General features: G+C 27.8%; 17 protein-coding genes and 7 pseudogenes. 1 reads left to right on the plus strand and 23 read right to left on the minus strand.

What is annotated here, in order from left to right:
• The 7 genes from QIA19_RS05345 to QIA19_RS05375 all read right to left on the minus strand — a co-directional run bounded on the left by QIA19_RS05345 (position 1) and on the right by QIA19_RS05375 (position 5,760).
• A complete protein-coding gene (locus QIA19_RS05345) occupies positions 1-426 on the minus strand; it encodes a DUF261 domain-containing protein (protein ID WP_418905247.1) in 426 nt (141 codons plus the stop codon).
• Positions 427-478: 52 nt separating this feature from the next.
• Complete coding sequence (locus QIA19_RS05350) at positions 479-1,810, minus strand: DUF244 domain-containing protein (protein ID WP_418905248.1); 1,332 nt, start codon at positions 1,808-1,810, stop codon at positions 479-481.
• 511 nt (positions 1,811-2,321) lie between these two features.
• Complete coding sequence (gene bdr, locus QIA19_RS05355; protein WP_418905249.1) at positions 2,322-2,738, minus strand: Bdr family repetitive protein; 417 nt, start codon at positions 2,736-2,738, stop codon at positions 2,322-2,324.
• Positions 2,739-2,750: 12 nt separating this feature from the next.
• Positions 2,751-3,311, minus strand: coding sequence for a chromosome replication/partitioning protein (locus QIA19_RS05360; protein WP_418905250.1), 561 nt, complete (start codon positions 3,309-3,311; stop codon positions 2,751-2,753).
• 17 nt (positions 3,312-3,328) lie between these two features.
• Positions 3,329-4,111 carry a ParA family protein gene (locus tag QIA19_RS05365; protein WP_418905251.1) on the minus strand — a complete coding sequence of 261 codons (783 nt, stop codon included), beginning with the start codon at positions 4,109-4,111 and terminating at the stop codon, positions 3,329-3,331.
• Positions 4,087-4,653, minus strand: coding sequence for a DUF226 domain-containing protein (locus QIA19_RS05370; RefSeq protein WP_010257938.1), 567 nt, complete (start codon positions 4,651-4,653; stop codon positions 4,087-4,089). Before QIA19_RS05370 ends, QIA19_RS05365 begins: the two co-directional genes overlap by 25 nt.
• A 9-nt stretch (positions 4,654-4,662) precedes the next feature.
• On the minus strand, positions 4,663-5,760 hold the full coding sequence (locus tag QIA19_RS05375; protein ID WP_418905252.1) for a plasmid maintenance protein: 1,098 nt from the start codon (positions 5,758-5,760) through the stop codon (positions 4,663-4,665).
• A gap of 390 nt (positions 5,761-6,150) precedes the next feature.
• On the opposite strand from QIA19_RS05375, the gene QIA19_RS05380 reads away from it, so the two are divergent.
• A complete protein-coding gene (locus QIA19_RS05380; protein ID WP_418905253.1) occupies positions 6,151-7,032 on the plus strand; it encodes an ERF family protein in 882 nt (293 codons plus the stop codon).
• Positions 7,033-7,068: 36 nt separating this feature from the next.
• On the opposite strand, the gene QIA19_RS05385 is transcribed toward QIA19_RS05380, so the two are convergent.
• From QIA19_RS05385 to QIA19_RS05460, 16 genes and pseudogenes are all read right to left on the minus strand, one after another.
• Positions 7,069-7,497: an Mlp family lipoprotein gene (locus QIA19_RS05385; RefSeq protein ID WP_418905254.1), complete on the minus strand. Its 429-nt coding sequence runs from the start codon at positions 7,495-7,497 to the stop codon at positions 7,069-7,071.
• A 105-nt stretch (positions 7,498-7,602) separates the two neighbouring features.
• The gene (gene bdr, locus QIA19_RS05390; protein WP_418905255.1) at positions 7,603-8,190 is read right to left on the minus strand and encodes a Bdr family repetitive protein; all 588 of its coding nucleotides are present in this window, start codon (positions 8,188-8,190) and stop codon (positions 7,603-7,605) included.
• Between the two features lie 104 nt (positions 8,191-8,294).
• On the minus strand, positions 8,295-8,648 hold the full coding sequence (locus QIA19_RS05395) for a BBA14 family lipoprotein (RefSeq protein WP_418905256.1): 354 nt from the start codon (positions 8,646-8,648) through the stop codon (positions 8,295-8,297).
• A complete protein-coding gene (locus QIA19_RS05400; RefSeq protein ID WP_418905257.1) occupies positions 8,641-8,976 on the minus strand; it encodes a BlyB family putative holin accessory protein in 336 nt (111 codons plus the stop codon). The genes QIA19_RS05395 and QIA19_RS05400 overlap by 8 nt, the downstream gene beginning before the upstream one ends.
• Positions 8,966-9,313: pseudogene (locus tag QIA19_RS05405) on the minus strand (BlyB family putative holin accessory protein). Before QIA19_RS05405 ends, QIA19_RS05400 begins: the two are co-directional and overlap by 11 nt.
• Positions 9,314-9,322: 9 nt before the next feature.
• Positions 9,323-9,513, minus strand: a pseudogene (locus tag QIA19_RS05410) (BlyA family holin).
• 76 nt (positions 9,514-9,589) lie between these two features.
• A pseudogene (locus QIA19_RS05415) lies at positions 9,590-10,399 on the minus strand (DUF685 domain-containing protein).
• Between the two features lie 8 nt (positions 10,400-10,407).
• Positions 10,408-11,012: pseudogene (locus tag QIA19_RS05420) on the minus strand (DUF735 family protein).
• Between the two features lie 5 nt (positions 11,013-11,017).
• The gene (locus tag QIA19_RS05425) at positions 11,018-11,896 is read right to left on the minus strand and encodes a DUF276 domain-containing protein (RefSeq protein ID WP_418905228.1); all 879 of its coding nucleotides are present in this window, start codon (positions 11,894-11,896) and stop codon (positions 11,018-11,020) included.
• Positions 11,893-12,225 (minus strand): DUF2634 domain-containing protein, encoded by a 333-nt coding sequence (locus QIA19_RS05430; protein ID WP_418905197.1) that lies wholly within the window; start codon positions 12,223-12,225, stop codon positions 11,893-11,895. The genes QIA19_RS05425 and QIA19_RS05430 overlap by 4 nt, the downstream gene beginning before the upstream one ends.
• 29 nt (positions 12,226-12,254) lie before the next feature.
• The gene (locus QIA19_RS05435) at positions 12,255-12,797 is read right to left on the minus strand and encodes a DUF777 family protein (RefSeq protein ID WP_418905198.1); all 543 of its coding nucleotides are present in this window, start codon (positions 12,795-12,797) and stop codon (positions 12,255-12,257) included.
• A 10-nt stretch (positions 12,798-12,807) separates the two neighbouring features.
• Positions 12,808-13,748, minus strand: a pseudogene (locus QIA19_RS05440) (DUF693 family protein).
• A 3-nt stretch (positions 13,749-13,751) separates the two neighbouring features.
• A pseudogene (locus QIA19_RS05445) lies at positions 13,752-14,311 on the minus strand (DUF792 family protein).
• 71 nt (positions 14,312-14,382) lie between these two features.
• Positions 14,383-15,642 (minus strand): annotated as a pseudogene (locus tag QIA19_RS05450) (DUF759 family protein).
• Positions 15,620-15,886, minus strand: coding sequence for a DUF1322 family protein (locus QIA19_RS05455; RefSeq protein WP_418905199.1), 267 nt, complete (start codon positions 15,884-15,886; stop codon positions 15,620-15,622). Before QIA19_RS05455 ends, QIA19_RS05450 begins: the two are co-directional and overlap by 23 nt.
• On the minus strand, positions 15,883-16,338 hold the full coding sequence (locus tag QIA19_RS05460) for a DUF1473 family protein (protein ID WP_418905200.1): 456 nt from the start codon (positions 16,336-16,338) through the stop codon (positions 15,883-15,885). The genes QIA19_RS05455 and QIA19_RS05460 overlap by 4 nt, the downstream gene beginning before the upstream one ends.
• Positions 16,339-16,341 lie beyond the last annotated feature (3 nt).

Raw genomic sequence — 16,341 nt, forward strand, 5'->3', positions numbered from 1 at the left:
CTATTTCAGTTTAAATATACGCTTTGAAGTTACTTTAAATATTTTTCCACGAGGCTTCAAGTCAAGTGAATCATATAATATTTCTTTATTTTTTATTGCTATAAAGTGATATCCATTAACCTTGTCAATTTTAACTTCGCTTATTTCAAATTCATTGGCTGCACCTAAATAATTTAAAGACTCATATCTCACACTACTTCTAATTCCGTAGTAATTAAGTATCATACATGGATTTATAATAAAACAATTGCTCTTAATATATCCAAGTCCTATAAATCTATAATACGCTGCATTTATCTCATAAGCATTAAATTCACGTTTCTTAAATAGACTTGTATAATAATGTAGACACAAAAAGTAACAGCCCCACCTTTGTATCTCTGGGCGTAAAGTTCTATTATCTTGTTTTATTTTATTCATAAGCATTAATTAATCCTCCTATATTAAATTTATTTTTTTAATTTTTTAGTGCACCCATTCACATGGGGACACTAACACTATTTGCAAATGCTATATTGCTAGGGAAAAATACTGTACCACTTGTTGGTAGTAGTCCCTTTAATCTATCTGATATTGCCCTTTTCTTAGGGTCAAGAGTAAACACAAACTCTCCAAATTTATAATTTAACTGCTCAATTAGTGGATATGTATTTGTAATATTGTAAATTAGCATCTTCAACCTATCTTTAATGGGCTTTTCTCTTTTTTTATTTTCGTTTTGGATTCTATTTAATTCTTTTTGTAGACCATCAATCTCCATTAAATCATACGCAAGATTTTCAGCAGATTGATTATCCTTAATTTCAAGATCTGCACAATCAACATATACTATAAATTCTCTTGCCCAATCAAACTCAACTCCAGAACTATAAAAATCACTCCTTTCTACTAAATCTTCAACAAGTTTTATAAACGTATCCTCGTTAAAATTATGTGCCATTAAGTATTCCTCTCTATGGTTACTATAAATATCTTTTTTCAAATTTATAATTTCTAATTCACATTTATTAACAAATTCAAACACTTTTGATATTAAGGCCTCATCTCTTTTAATCTTACAGTTAATTGGTGCAGCATCTATTAAAAAGAACAAATTAAAATACTTAAGCCCAGTGCATGCTAGCTGTATTTGTGCTTGTACATAATATTTGAAAAAATATTTACTGCTTAAAAAATTGCCATTTTTATTGTACTCAGCAATAGCACTACTCATATAATTAGAGTCGCTACTTTTAATTTCTAATAGTTCTAAATCGCCATTATTATTGATAAACCAGCCATCAATTGTTGAGCCAACTAAAGTTTCTGAACTGCCTATTTTTTTAAAATAGTTATACTTATCAACTCCATTGGCATATTTGTTTTTATATAAAATATTAATATTATCACCGCATGCTTTAACAAATTCTCTAAATCCTAAATTCTCTAACTCTTTGCCCTTGAGCATATATAAATTCTCTTCAAAAGGTAGACTCATATCAAAATATTTAAGCACTCTGTTTATCATTAAATCTTTCAGCCCCGCACCACCAATTAGAATATTGCCTACTTCACTAGCTCCGTATTCATTTAGCTTGTTTCTTTGAAGACTAAAATCTTGATTGCGGTCAAATCTAAAACACTCTTTACTACTTATTCCTGGTAATTTTTTACCTATTTTGCTTAATTTACTTTTTTCTTTAATGGGAGAAGATTTTTCCTCAAATATTTCGCATCCAGTAAAACTTTGTTGATTAACACTTATCATTTTGAGATCTCCTTGAATATTATTTTGTATTTCTTGATTATTATTGTTTGAAAGATTTTCCATCTTTTTACTCCTGTTTTGAATTAATAAATATAAGTATTTATCAAAAACTATTTTTGCCAACTTTTTTACAAAAAAATAGTTGGGTTTATTTAAATTCTCTTATCTAAGAACTTAGCTAAACCCAACTTGATTGGATTGTTTTGATAGTAATAAAATTTTTTAGCTATTTACATACATATGTATATGTATATGTATATGTATATGTATATGTATACATAACAAAAACTATTTTTGACAACTTTTTACAGAAATTATTTTAATAAAGTTAGGGTTTAATCAAATTTGCTTATTAAAATAATTTAAATAAGCTTTTCAATCATTGAATATATTCTAATTTAGAATTAAAATCAATTTGTATTTGTTAAAATAAAAGAACCTATTTAAATTCTCTTGTTAAAAAATTCAAATAAGTTCTAATTTATGAAAAAGCAAAAATTAAGTGTTAATTGATAATACTCTTCATCAATATTATAATGTACCATTTTAAAAAATCAAATTTTACAATACATTATTATTTGCCACCTTGTAAATATTTCATAAATAGGGCATTCAAAATTGGCCCTAGAATTGCTGCTGTTATTATCATAAAATGTACTAATCTGTTACCCATGCTAAGTTTTTGATTTAAACTCTTTTCTACATTGTCTATTTTGATATTCAAGCCATCCATTTTTAGATTTAAATTCTTTTCAACATTGTCTATTTTAGTGTTTAAATTCTTTTCTACAGTATCAATCTTAATGTCTAAATTAGATATATCCTTTTGTAAATTCTTTTCTACATTAATTAATTTTTCTTTTAAAAATTCAAAGTTGTAATTATCATTATGCAGAAAAACAAAATCTATTGCCTCTTCACTAAATCCTATCTTTAAAAACTCATTTTTTATACTTTCTATATTGTATGTTCTGTAAGTCAAACTATTCATAAAATCTCCATATTATCCTTTTAGTTGTTTATACTTTTTTAACAGCTTATTAATCCAATCTTTTTGATTTTCAAAAATATCCTGCATCATAAAACTTGTAAATTTAGCATTGTTTTTGTAAAAATCATAACTTTCTTGAGTTTTAAGTTGAAATCTTAGTGGTTTTATTGGATTTTGTTTTGATTTTTTGAATGTTAAACTTTCTTTATTTTGTATTAGCTCAAGAGAATTTTGAATACCATTTTCTATTAAATAATCTTCTTTAAGAATCCCCTCTTGTAAAGCAGCTGCTAATTTTAAATAAGCATAAGCCTGTGTCTTTGCTATATTGTAATTCTTAATAAAAGCATCAAAACTTTTATATCCATCGAGTTTATAGTATTCGTTATCTTTTATTTCTTTTAAAATTCTAATATTGTCCACTTTATGAAATATTTCTTTTCTAAAATTTGCTCTCAATCTATCCTTTAAGGCATTATAATGAATAATTGCATCTTCATTGGTAACAATTTTTTTTTCAATATCAGGATCTATTTCTTCTGATAAAACTCTTTTGTTTAATTCTATTTTCATAAAAAATCTCCTCTACTTTAGAATTGTTCAGGAACTGAACAATTCTTTATAATATATTTTTCATACATATTAAAAAATTTTGATACTGCTTCTTTGTATTCTTCGATATAATCTTTAGTCATATCAAATTCATCATTCCCAGTAATTTTTCTATTTAAATCTTCTCTTTCATGCACGATCCCTAAAAATCCTTTTTTGGACCTAACATGTTTTAATAGCTCTTTATGCGTATTATTTTTTTTAAACCTTGTTATAAGAATAAAAATTGGGATTTTTATTCTTAATTTTTTTATATAAAATTCTAATAGATCCAAACTTTCTACTGCCCATTTTTCTGCTGTCATTGGAACTATTATACAATTACTAGTCATTAAAGCATTGGATAAAGTAAAATCTAGACTTGGATTAGTATCTATTATTATGTAATCATAATCCTGTTTTAAAAAAATTAAGCTGTCCTTTAATCTCAATTCTTTAAGGGGAATAAACTCGCTTGAAAATTTATGTAAATTTAAATAACTTGGTATTAAGTCTAAATTGTCTTTAATATTTATAATTGCATTATTTATATCTAATTTTTCTTTCAATACTCTGTATATATTTTTGCTTACAATATTAATCTTTTGACTTGCAATTTCTTTATAAAAATAACTAGTAGTAGAGGCTTGCGTATCTATATCTATTAATAATACTTTATATTTTTGGGCCAGCAAATTTGCAAATATAATTGCACTTGTGCTTTTACCAACACCGCCCTTGATTGACGCAATTGTTATTATTTTAGGTTTTTTATTATCCATTTTATTAACGGTCCTTGTTCCGGATATTTTTTCCCATAAAATTTATATACTTGTTGTTCTAAATCTGTAAACATACTAAATAAAACTTTGTTGTAGTGATTATTTGTTCTTTTTTTATCTAATAAACGATATAGCCCCTTAAAATAGCAAAAAACACTCCCGGCTTTAAATCTAAATTCCATATAATATGCCCTTGCTAATGCATATGCTTTTCTAGTCCCATTTATTTGATACTTTATTAACGGCTTTTTAATCGGCTTTCTATAACCATAAAAAATACCAATGAACTTATCTCCTTCTTTAATTGGGTATAAATGAGTTTCTTCAACAATTCTTTCTCCATTAAATAAGGCCCTCAATGATAATCTAAATTCGTGTTTTTTCTCATATACTCCAAATTTGTAAATGTCCATCATTATTTTTGTATGGTACATTGCTTTACCATTTTCTTTTTCAATCAAAATAAAACGTTCTTTATTTTGGCATTCAACTTTACATTTGCCTTTTTTTACAGTTTCAATAGGTTCTGGTGCATTTTCCATGTTAAATCCTCATACGGCCTTTATGCTAAATTCTTCTGTGGTTAAAGAATTTTTTTCATTTTTTATTATTTCTGATAATTCAAGATTATATATACCAAATACTTTATTGTATTCTATTTTCTTTTGGTTATTCAAATATTTTTTAATAATTGGCTTTAGAATTTCAATATTTGTTTCTTTTTTTAGTTGTTCAATAAGGATATTGAAAATATTTTCCTTTAAATTTTGATAATTTTGTTGAGAATTTTCTTTTTTTATTTCAATCGACTTTTCTAATTTACGCTTTATATTGTTTAAATCGCTATATTTATAATTTTCAATAATAAAATGGGGCTTATATTTGTAATTTTCGTATACTTTTTGTAAATTTATTTCTAATTGTTTGGGATTGTACCCGTTTTCTTCTAATTCTTTCCTAGTGTTGTATAGAATTTCTTTTAATTTTTTTTGTTTTTCTTTCATGCAAGATTTTTTTATATTGAATTTTTTTATTAGGGCAATTTCATTTTGTTTTAAGATATTTATTGCCTCAATCTTCGTATCTTTATCAGTATTTAAATACAAAATAGAAAGAGCAGCTGCTGTTTTAAAGTTACAATTATTGAAATAATTTCTTAGTTGATATTTTTCTATTTCTTTAATCTTTTTTTCTTCTTTTATATTATTTTTATTACTTAAACACCCCACTGAATTTACACTACTATTTTTGGAAACATTGTCTTTAAAATGGTTATTGACTCTAGATCTAAATCTAGAGTTTTTTCGTTCTTTAAAGTACTTGTTGATTTTCTGGTAACACTCTTTTTTAGGATACTTTAGTTTATAGTAAATTTCAGTTCCACAATTTACTCCTAAGTGTTGGTAGTAATTAGTTGTAACTTTTAATACTTTTTCTAATTTGTAAAGATAGTTTTGCATTGTTCTTAACGTAGTGGGAGCTAGACCATTTCTTTTTAGATTTTCATTAAAGTAATAAAGTATGTTTTGTTGCGTGTATTTCTTATCTTTTTTGTTTAGATAATCTAGTGTTGAAGTAAGAGATATTAATTTATGTTGGTGTTTGTTGCGACAAGTTGTACTTTTTGTGGTATTTGAAAAACCTTCCATGTTTTTTCTCCTGTTTTGAATTATTAATAATTAATATTAATTATGCAAAATTTTGATTTAAAAGTAAATACTTTTCTAAAAAAATATTAAATTTTAATTGTTAATTTTGTTAAATTAATATACTTTTTATAATTTAGTAAAAATACAAATTGATTTTAATTTAAAATTGGGCTACACTACAAACAGCGTAGTTATTTGAACATTTTTCAGTTTTAACTACCTGTTTTGAATTTGCAAAAAAATTTTTAGCACGGGCTTAACTAATTTCTTTAGTAGACAATAGAGAATTTAGCTAAGCCCTATTTTTTTGTAAAAATTTTTGTAAAAAAGTTAGCAAAAATAGTTTTTGCTAAATACTTATATTTATTAATTCAAAACAGGAGTAAAAAGATGGAAAATCTTTCAAACAATAATAATCAAGAAATACAAAATAATATTCAAGCAAAAATAAGCTTCAGAAAAGATATGAAAACCCTAAAAATGAATTTACCAGGGATTGATAAAAGTCTTAAAGGATATGGATACAAATATCAGAATTTCAATGAAATAGTAGAAGAAATTGAAAACGTTATTTATAAGCACAATTTAGAGCTTGATTTTGAGCAATATCCAATATCTAAATTTGTAGATGGTCAAAAAGAGCATGTTATTAGGACCACATTTTACAGTACAAGTACTGGATATGAATTTTCTTTTGATACACCAATGCTTACAGAAAACTTACAATGGAACAATGAAAGCGGGTCTAAAAATGTTGTAAATACAGTACCACAACTGGTTGGATCAGCTATTACTTTTTACAATAATTATGAAAACGTAAATTCTATGTCTAACAAGCAAGTTGGTGTTAATCAAAAGCAAGAACAAAAAAGGGACATAAATCAAGAAAAAAATCAACTAAACAGCTTTAATAAAAACTTGAAATCTGGCAAGGCTTATTGCTATGAAATTTTTAGAGACGCACTGTTTAATATAAAAAATTGGGTAAATGAAGGTGAAGAAAAAAATAATATAAATGCTCTTATTCGGACATTATGTACTGATAATGATGATGCTTTAGAAGATCTTTTTGAAAAGAATGCTGAACTTAAGAGTATAGAATATTGGGTAAATATTCTAAAAAAATATTTCAATAAAACTAATAGATTTGATGATCTAAATAAGCTTAAAGTATTTATGTCTGATAATCGGGATGTTTATAAAACAAAAGTATTAAAATTCTTTTGCATGTTGAAAAAAGAAAGACAATTTAATTATATATTTGCAGCATAGCAATATTAAAGCCCCCTATTTGGGGGCTGCTATATATTATGAATTTTTGCACGTACTACTTGCAGTATTTTCAAAATTATCTATACCCCCTTTAAGGGCACCTTTAACTATCTCTTTGAAAGTGGTTTTTTGATTTTCTGCATTATCTCCAGTACAGCTAGTAAGCTCACTTTTTATATGATCAAGTGCAGATTTTATTTTATCTTCACCATATCCTAAAAATTTATCAAATTCTCCAGCATCAGTTAAAGCGGCTTTTAACCAGTCAAGATGTGTTTTTTGGTCTTCAGATAGCTTTTCTCTAAGCAGGTCTTCTTTAGATTTTGGTTTTTCTTGTTGTACTTCTTCTTTTTGGGTTAAATCACGTTTTTGTCTACTTTTTGTTTGGTTAGTATTAGTATCATTAGAATTACAGCCGTTTAGCATTAGTAAAAATAAACAAAATAATATGTTGATAATTTTCATTGTTATTCCTTTTTTTATTATTAATATTCACTTAATCAATTATTAATACTAAATATTGGATAAACAATTATTATTTGAATTGATATTCTTTAAGTGAGGTAGTAGCTATTTAGAAATGAAAGCAAATATTAGCCCCGCTATCATTGTGATAGACATTGCTCCCATGATTCCCAATACCCATTTAAGCATTTCTGAAAGAGACATTAAATTCTTTTCAACATTGTCTATTTTAGTGTTTAAATTCTTTTCTACAGTATCTATTTTGGCATTTAAATTCTTCTCTACATTATCAATCTTAGTATCTAAATTAGATATATCTTTTTGTAAATTCTTTTCCACATTGTCAATCTTAGTATTAAGTTCGCTTTTAATAGCATCAATCTTAACATGTAAATTCTTCTCTACGGCATCAATCTTGATGTCTAAATTAGATATATCCTTTTGTAAATTCTTTTCTACATTATCTATCTTGGTATTAAGTTCACTTTTGGCATTATCTATTTTAGAAACAAGATTATCAAATTTTATATCAAATTGTTTTTCTAAATTTTCTAAATCTCTATATGTTAGCTCATTGTGATAATATCTTTTAGATAAATCTTGTGCTATTAGTTGTTCCATGCCCAGTCTAATAAATTCTTTATATATTTGTTCTTGAGTTACACTTGCAATATTTGTTGACACTGTTTCCATAAAATTTTCCCTTATAGTCATATTATACACTATTTTAGATTAATTGGCTTTAGAGATTTTTATATGTAAAATAGAATTTCTTGCAAGAAAAACCTTTTTGTAATTTACATTTTTAACTGGGAATATTTATTATAGACTTTTCCCGCTATTGGTTTTGTTTTTTTAATGTACTCTAAATATATGTTGATATTATGTCTTACCGCAGTTATGGAGTGTTCGTCTTTTAGTGTTGATAAGTCTGGATAAGGATATTCTGGATAATTTAGATCATTAACTTTAACTTTTGTTTTAGCTAAAAATGTTACTAGGTAAATAACATACTCTGAAAGTTGTGTTTCATATTTAGCTAAAGATTTTAGTGTTGGAATAATTGGCGGTTTTGGCTCTTCTGGTAGGTTGGCAATAGTGGTGCAACATAGTAGCAAAGCAATTAGTAGACAATGCAATCTTTTAAGCATTTTCACCTCTTTTAAGTATTTTGATATATTCTTTCATAATTTTGTTACGTGTTGCTTTAAGTGAAGTGATAATTTTTTTATTTTTATCACTAGAAATAGCCTCTATTATTTCAATATTGTATTTTAAAATGTCTTGTATTTCTTCAAATATTTTCATTGATTCGGCTGTTTCCATAGATTTTAGTGTTCCAATATATGTTTTGTAGAAAAAATCTATTACTTTGCTAAAAGTATTGATGTAATTATGATCTATGTTTGTATTAGTTTTAGCTATGTTGGTTAAGCTGGATAGTAAATCAAGTCCCAAACCGATAGTGTTATTTTGCATTATTTATTTCCTCTTGGTAGATGGGTTTTCCTTCTAGGTTGAATTTTAGATTATTAGATATTTTTAGATTTTTTTCGTTAGAATTAACCAGATCAATTAATGCATTGATTTTTTCATTTATTGGAGCTAGTGTTTTAGCTATTGTTGGACTTAATGCATTATCAATCCTTTACATATTTTCTTTATAGATTAATGTGTAATGGGTATATAGTTCATAAATCAAAGAAAATCCTTTATGTGCAATAGGATCAAATTCATCCTCAAATTTAGAAAATATGTCAATAAGTTTTGATATAGATGTAAGTCCGAATTCAAGATTATCCTTAGATAATTTCATCATTTAATCTCATTTTTTAATATGATTATTGCCATTACCATTTTTAAAAAGCTTGCTTATTAGTATAGATAATATGTCTTTTAGTAAAGGCTTTAGAAGAATTAACACTCCTAGAACTAGTACTGTTACGAAATCATTACGGCTATAAGTTTAATTTCGTTTAAATTGATAAGAAGTTCAGTTATTTTAATAGTATCCATTTTTTAATCCTCGATTTTAATTTTTTATTTTTATATGTATATTATATACCAAAACCTTAATTTTTGCTAAAAAAGTTTACAGTTTTAAAAGATATGGAACCTGGCTTCCTGTTAAGTAGGATTGTTTTTGGATATACCATCCTTTATATATAGGAATTCTCATGCGCTGTTGGCTGGGGGCGTTAGTATGCTGATAAACCAGATTTCCTTGAGATTCATTGGAATACTTTAGATATAATCTTTTATTTGTTCTGCTATAATTGTGTGTTATGTCAATCTCAATATCAAGGTAAATAGGATTATCATCGTCACTTTTGTAAAAATAAAGAGTTACAGTATCATTGTCTTCCATATTAATAACTATTCTTTTATTCTTATATTCATGCGGATAAAGCATAGTTCCTGTAGGTTTGCTCCCATAGGAAAAATCGAATGGTACTCCAAGTAATTGTTTTGGAACGGGAGTTTTTTGAATAGTGTTTGAAGACATTGTTAAAAGATTATCATATCTAGATAGCGTCGCCGAAGTTATACTATTTGTAAGTTATGATTTAATTTTGCTAAAAAGGTTGGAGATATTAGTAGTATCATTATTAATTAGCTTGTTTATTATTTTATTGTAAATTTTTTTTACAAAACTTGTATCAGCTGCGAGCTCCTCAGCAATTGTAGATTTAATCATCTCTTTAAAATAGCTTAGTCCTTCACCTTTAAATGTCTTATCTTTAGTTGTTTTTAAAAAGTTTTCATAAGTAATGGCGTTGCTGCTTGCAACTCCATCATCAAGTAGTAAAAGATCAGTGTTTTTAACATCACTTACTCTATTTAAGTCTTTAATTTGAACCGTTTCTTCTTCATCAATTAGTAATTTTTCTTCTTCAGACATTAAGCCTCCTAGTTGTTAAAAGTGATAATATTTGTACCATCTTTATCATTAATTTTTAGTACTCTACCTATGGGAATAATCCTTTTGATAAAGGCGTAAATTGAATGGTCATACCCCTTAGGAAGGGAGTTAAATACTAACGCTTTTTTGGAAGCAGAGTATCCAGGTTTCTTTTTTCTAATGAGTATTTTTTTAGGCCTTTTGCCTTTTGCAGTGTTTGAAGAAATAAATGTAGTAAATTTGTTCTTATTGCCCCTTTTAGTGAGATATTAATAACACCAGCCTGGGGTGTAGTAACTGCAATATCCACATTCAAAAACGCTTTAAAAATCAGTCTAAATGATTCATCAGTACCAATATGACGTAAAGCAAAAATAACACCATTAATATTGCTTGTAATGCTTTTTAAAGTTTGAGTTTGTGCATAGAAAATTGATAAGACTTGAGATATCCATATAGCAATATATCTTGATTTTATATTTTCTTTTGCATCAATGGAGATAAAGTTAGAATTGAGGGCCTTAAGCTCATTAAGCAGTTTTTGTGCATATTCATTTTCTGTAAGTATAAACTTATGAATTTCAGTGTCTTTGAAAAAAATGGGTATTTTCATATTTATCAACTATCAATGTCAATAAGCAAGCGATCCGTTATATTAAAAAGTAGTAGTGTATCATCATCAATGGCAATATCTTCATTTTTTTTAAAATCGCTTTCAGTAATGCTTGAAATGTTTTCGGTATCTGCATCTTTAGCGCAAGCTTTAATTTCTATAGACTTAATCCCTTTTACTTCATTAACAGGAGCAAAAAAGTCTTGATATTCAAAGCTAATCCCCATATCAGAATAGTTATTTGAAATAATTCTAGAATATATATTTCTAATTTGAGAGTCTATGTTTAAGTAAAGATAGTTTTTAAGATCAAGTTTGTACTTTACTTTCATATAAACATATTTTCTTTTTCCGAGGGATATTTTATAGGATTTACGTTGTTCAGTTGAATTGAGACCATCAATTTCTATACTTCCCTCAAGCAAAGTACCACTAGGAGTTGTTAGATATAATGTTTCCCAAAGTTTTGCTTTAAATTTAGAATTGCTAATATTAGTTTTACTAGTGTCTAATAAATCTTCTTTTAAAATTAGATATATATTGGCTTTTCCAGCTGAACTTTTGATATTAGTGTGCTCAACCCCATCAAGATTAGGTAAAGCGGATTTAACTGCACTGTAAGTTGTGCTTTTGGAAGAAATGTGGTCTTCAATAGCAGTCCAATAGGTACCACCCGGCCTCATTTTAGAAAAAAAGAGATTAAGCTCATTAATTACATCTTCTTCAATTAATGCTAAAGAAGATGTAATAATGTTGTAAATTGAGCTTTGATTATCATCAATATTAATACCATAATTTACACGCAAATATTCTCTTTTCGATCTTACGATATCTTTAATTGTACGTTTTAAAATGCCAAAATCAGAATCAAAAACCATGCTCATAAATTAAACTCCATATTCAAAACATCGCCAGAGAAAAAAAAGGATATATGCACTTTGTGGGCTTGTATAGTAGTTGAAATGTTTATTAAATCTAAGTTAAGTTCTTTAGATATTTCGTGAAAATAATTTTTTACAGCGTGAAGATTGTTAATTTTTAACAGTTTTAAAAGTAAAAAGTAGTCCAGTCCCCAATTAGGAGCATAACTTAGGCTCCCCTTTAAGGTTTTTAGGAATATAAACAATTTTTGTTTTTGTTCGTCAATTCCATTAACAAGCGATATATCATTATTAAATACCAATTCAAAATTATTTCCTAATTTTAAATCCATACTAGTAATTATACCATATTTAGCAAAAATTACTTAAACAAACTATTAATATCAGCAGTAATTCTAGAAGTTGCAGCTCTTAGGCTTGCATAGTTAATAGTTGAGTCTCCTATTATAGTTATACCGTTAATAGCACTTACAATATTGTCTAAAATTTTTTTTAAGCTGGTTGTTTGGTTAGCTATTTCAATTGTATTTGTTTTGATTTTAACAGTATCAGATATTAGATTTAAAGTCTTTGGGCTAATTGCACTAAGTATATAAAAATGATTTTTGTCAAAATGAATATCGTTATTTTTATCAAAAATATTAACGCTTGATTGGAGTAGTAAAACAGCATCACCTTTTGATAGTTTTAAGCTGATATTAGATATATTTTTTGTGTGAACTTCTAAATCTTCAAATTCGGGTATTGTAACTACGGATTCTTGAGGTTCTTTTTTGAAAGATTTTACTACACCAATTTTAATTATGAAAATGTTTGAATAAATCCAATTTTTTATGTCTTCTTGAGCCAATGCCTGGCCATAAAGGCGTTGATTCATTCTGTAAATTTCATAGTCTTCGCTCATTCTAGTCCCCTTACTTTTTACGTGTTTTATTAGAATCATCTTCTAACTTAAGTATTAATGAACATTCTCCTGTGTTGCTAAGCCTTGCGCTTGTTTCTTTTATGGTGGTTTTTATCATTTTACCTAATCCATCAATAAATGAAACTTTATCGCCAACGTTTAACTTATGTGTATAAAATGTTTTGGCGTTCCAAAAAATAAGATTTATTTTGAGTGTGGTGCCCAAAGTAATTTCTTGTTGTGGGATAAACTCAAGGCCATAATCTTCTAATGCCTCGTAGTGAACATTTTTTCCCCTTTTTTATAATTAGTAAATATCAGATAGCATTCATATCCCCTTAAGCCAGTACCAATATCGGCTATTACGTTATGAACATATTTCCCTTTTATTTTGTCAATAAACTCTTTTGGCGTTGAGGCATAAATATCTTTGTCAGTGATTTTAAGACGTTCTTTTTCATCCATATTAAGGATATTGCGATTGGGAAATACAGATTCTATTGCTTCTTGCACCGTCTTGCCTTTGAAGTTTTTGTTCTCTAATTTGCGATTGAAGAAGTTGCTTTTAGTTAATAAACGAACATCAAGCTCTACACTAAAATCTTCACCGGGATAATCAGTGCTCATTGGGGGCCCTAAAGTTCCCGCCATTATGAAATCAAAATTTTTTTCATGAGCAAATTTCTTATAATGTATTTTTACTATATCTCCGAATTTAATATGGTCGGTGAAGTTTAAGGGTAAGTTCCAAAGTATAACTTTTGCTTGTTTGGAACTTATAGTATGAATATTTGAATACACGTTGGATATGGAAATATCAACATGAATTCCATCTTGTGTATTTATAATAATTTTAGGAATTTCTTCGGGAAAAGGAATCCCATCAATTGATTTTTTTGATTTATCTACATTGTAGAACTCAATTTTAAAATCATATTGTAGTAGCAGCATTTACTATCCTTTATATTTTTCTAATACAAATGTTTTTACTATTTCCATTGATAGGCTAACCTCAACCTCATCAATCCAAGGAGTATCCTTAAAAGAAAGCTTGTAATTATGGTCAACTCTTTAAGGCCAAAAGTTGGACTATATACACTAAAAGGAACTTGAGCTTGCAGTCTGTTTGCTAATTGTTCTTTTACTAGATGAGCGTCAAAGCGTAGCATAGAATTGCCAAAAGCAGTCATTTTGAGTGGAGAAAGCATTTCCTTATATAAGGATGTAAGTACTCCTCCGTTTAATGAGATATGTTCACCGGTCATTACGGGATTGTAGCTTACATATTCTGCTTTTCTATTATAATAGTTGATAATCGGTCTTTTAGAGCAACTAGTATTGTAAGTTCGCGTTATAAGCTCAGTTTTTGGTTTTATAAAAAACAATTGAGGAACATATCCAAAACCTCTAAGGTCAAGTCTTGGGAATAGCACTAAAAAGTTGTCTGCTCCAAAAAGAGAAAATATTTGAGTTGTTACATCTTTTACTAATTGAAAAATCTCTCCAGGCGACATTTCTTTATTGCTAGATTTATTGAGAATATCTTTATTATTATTCTTCATAAGCAATTATTTTTTTATAAAAATTATGGGGCGTTGTTAATATCATCTGAATTTTCCCTATTTATTGGATTGGGTTTAGGTGGATTAGGAGGAGAATTGTCTTCAAAAGCCCAACCAACATATGGCAACTTGCAAAAAGACTTTTTAGTCCTTTAAAAAAAGTTTCAACAACGTGTGTTTGAAACGTTAAAGCCGTTAAAGTAATTAGTGAGCATTTTAATGAATTTAAGTAATGGCTCTAAAACAGTAGTGGTCATGTCTGAAAGAGTTTGCTCAGCTGAGGCCAAATTACTCTGAATACCCTCAGTAGTATTGGCTTCTTTTGTAAGGCTAAAAGATTTAAAATCCTTGAACATTTCCATCATCTTGGTAATTCTGGATTCTAGATCTACTTCAGCCCCGCTTTGCCAAGCCATTTTGGCATCTTCTATGTATTTATCGCCAACCTTTGATTTTTTTAGTAGATCAAAAAGCTCATTTCCTTCGCCCCCAAGAATACTATTAACAGCTTTTACAGCATCTTCACTGCTCATAGCACCACTGGATTTAAGCATAGCTGCAAATTCTACTGCGTTTTTCAAATTAGTTGAATTCAACTTATCTAAGTCCTCCCTTAGAGTGCCCTTAAAGGCACTTGCTTAATGTAGAAACTCTTCTTTTTCTAAATCGCGCTCAAAACCTTTCATTCTGCCAAGAACCCCCAAAAGACTCTTTTTCTCTTCTGGATTATCATAAAACGCTTTATTGAGAAGTTGTGTTCTTTTTGTTTTAGTGTCTTCTTCAACCGATTTTTTAGCAAAACCTAAAAGGCCTCCTCCAACTTTACTCATAGCGTTGCTAATGATATTCCCTAGGGCACTACCTATTGCAATTTTGGCAACAAGTCCTTTTCCTTGAGAGGTCGCTAACATTTTACTTTTTGCTTTTGATTCTTTTGCAAGTTCTTTATACTCAAGGCGTATTTTGTCTCTATCAGACATTAAAGATCTTTTGAAAGCCTCTTTTCTAGCTTTCTCAAACCCCATGCCCTGTTTTATAAGTTTTTTAGTTTGTGTAAGTCTATATTTTTCAACACGCTCTCTTAAGCTTTCAAATTTAGATTGTCTACTAAGTTCTTTTTTCTTGTCCGACAAATTATTTTTTACAATATCTTTAGTACTACTTAAACTAGATTTTCTAGGTTTAAGATATTTTTCCATTTTGGTAATATCTTGTTCGATAGCCTTTTTTGTTGCAGTATGATCAAGAATCCCCTTAAATTTAATGGTGAATTTGTCGCTCACTAAGCCCCCATTTACTTAGAATTAATTCATACAATTCTTTTTCTAATTTAATCTCAGCAAGTCTATTGACCTCTAAAAGCTCATCATAAGTCAATTTCTTTACCGAATCGTATGAGCAAATATGCATGATTACTGGAAAATAGTATTTGTCGTTCTTTATCTCGTCAAGCAAGTTAAAATATTTTTTTCTAGTCTCATTAAGACTTGTAATAGCTTTATCAATATCTCTATTTATTTTGCTCATTCAGCAACCAGTTCATTAGAATTTGATGTAATTAATGTAAGCGAAGTGGCTACTTTTTCATAATCAAAATTTTCATCTATGTATTCAAAAGTAACAAAATCACCAACATTATTTTCATATTCACTCAAATATACTAAAGCGGGTTTTTTTAGATCATTGTCTATGTGAAAAGTATTAAATTGTGCAGTGTAAATTATTGCAACAAGATAATCTTTGTAATAGGAAGTAAATTCTCTATTTTGATCCAAAATCACATAGAATTCGTCTAAAAATTTTGGACTTATCATTAAGCTTGTGATTTCTCTTAAGTATTTAACCTCATTAAGCTTAAAAACAGCGTCACTTTGATTAAATCCTAGAACTTTATCCCATTCATAGACTGGAAGCACTCTAAGTGGATATTCATAGGTTTTGTTTTTAGTTAAAATTTTCATTTTATATCTCATGATCATAAT

The sequence above is a fragment of the [Borrelia] finlandensis genome (genome assembly GCF_030438365.2).
In the GTDB taxonomy this organism is placed as follows: domain Bacteria; phylum Spirochaetota; class Spirochaetia; order Borreliales; family Borreliaceae; genus Borreliella; species Borreliella finlandensis.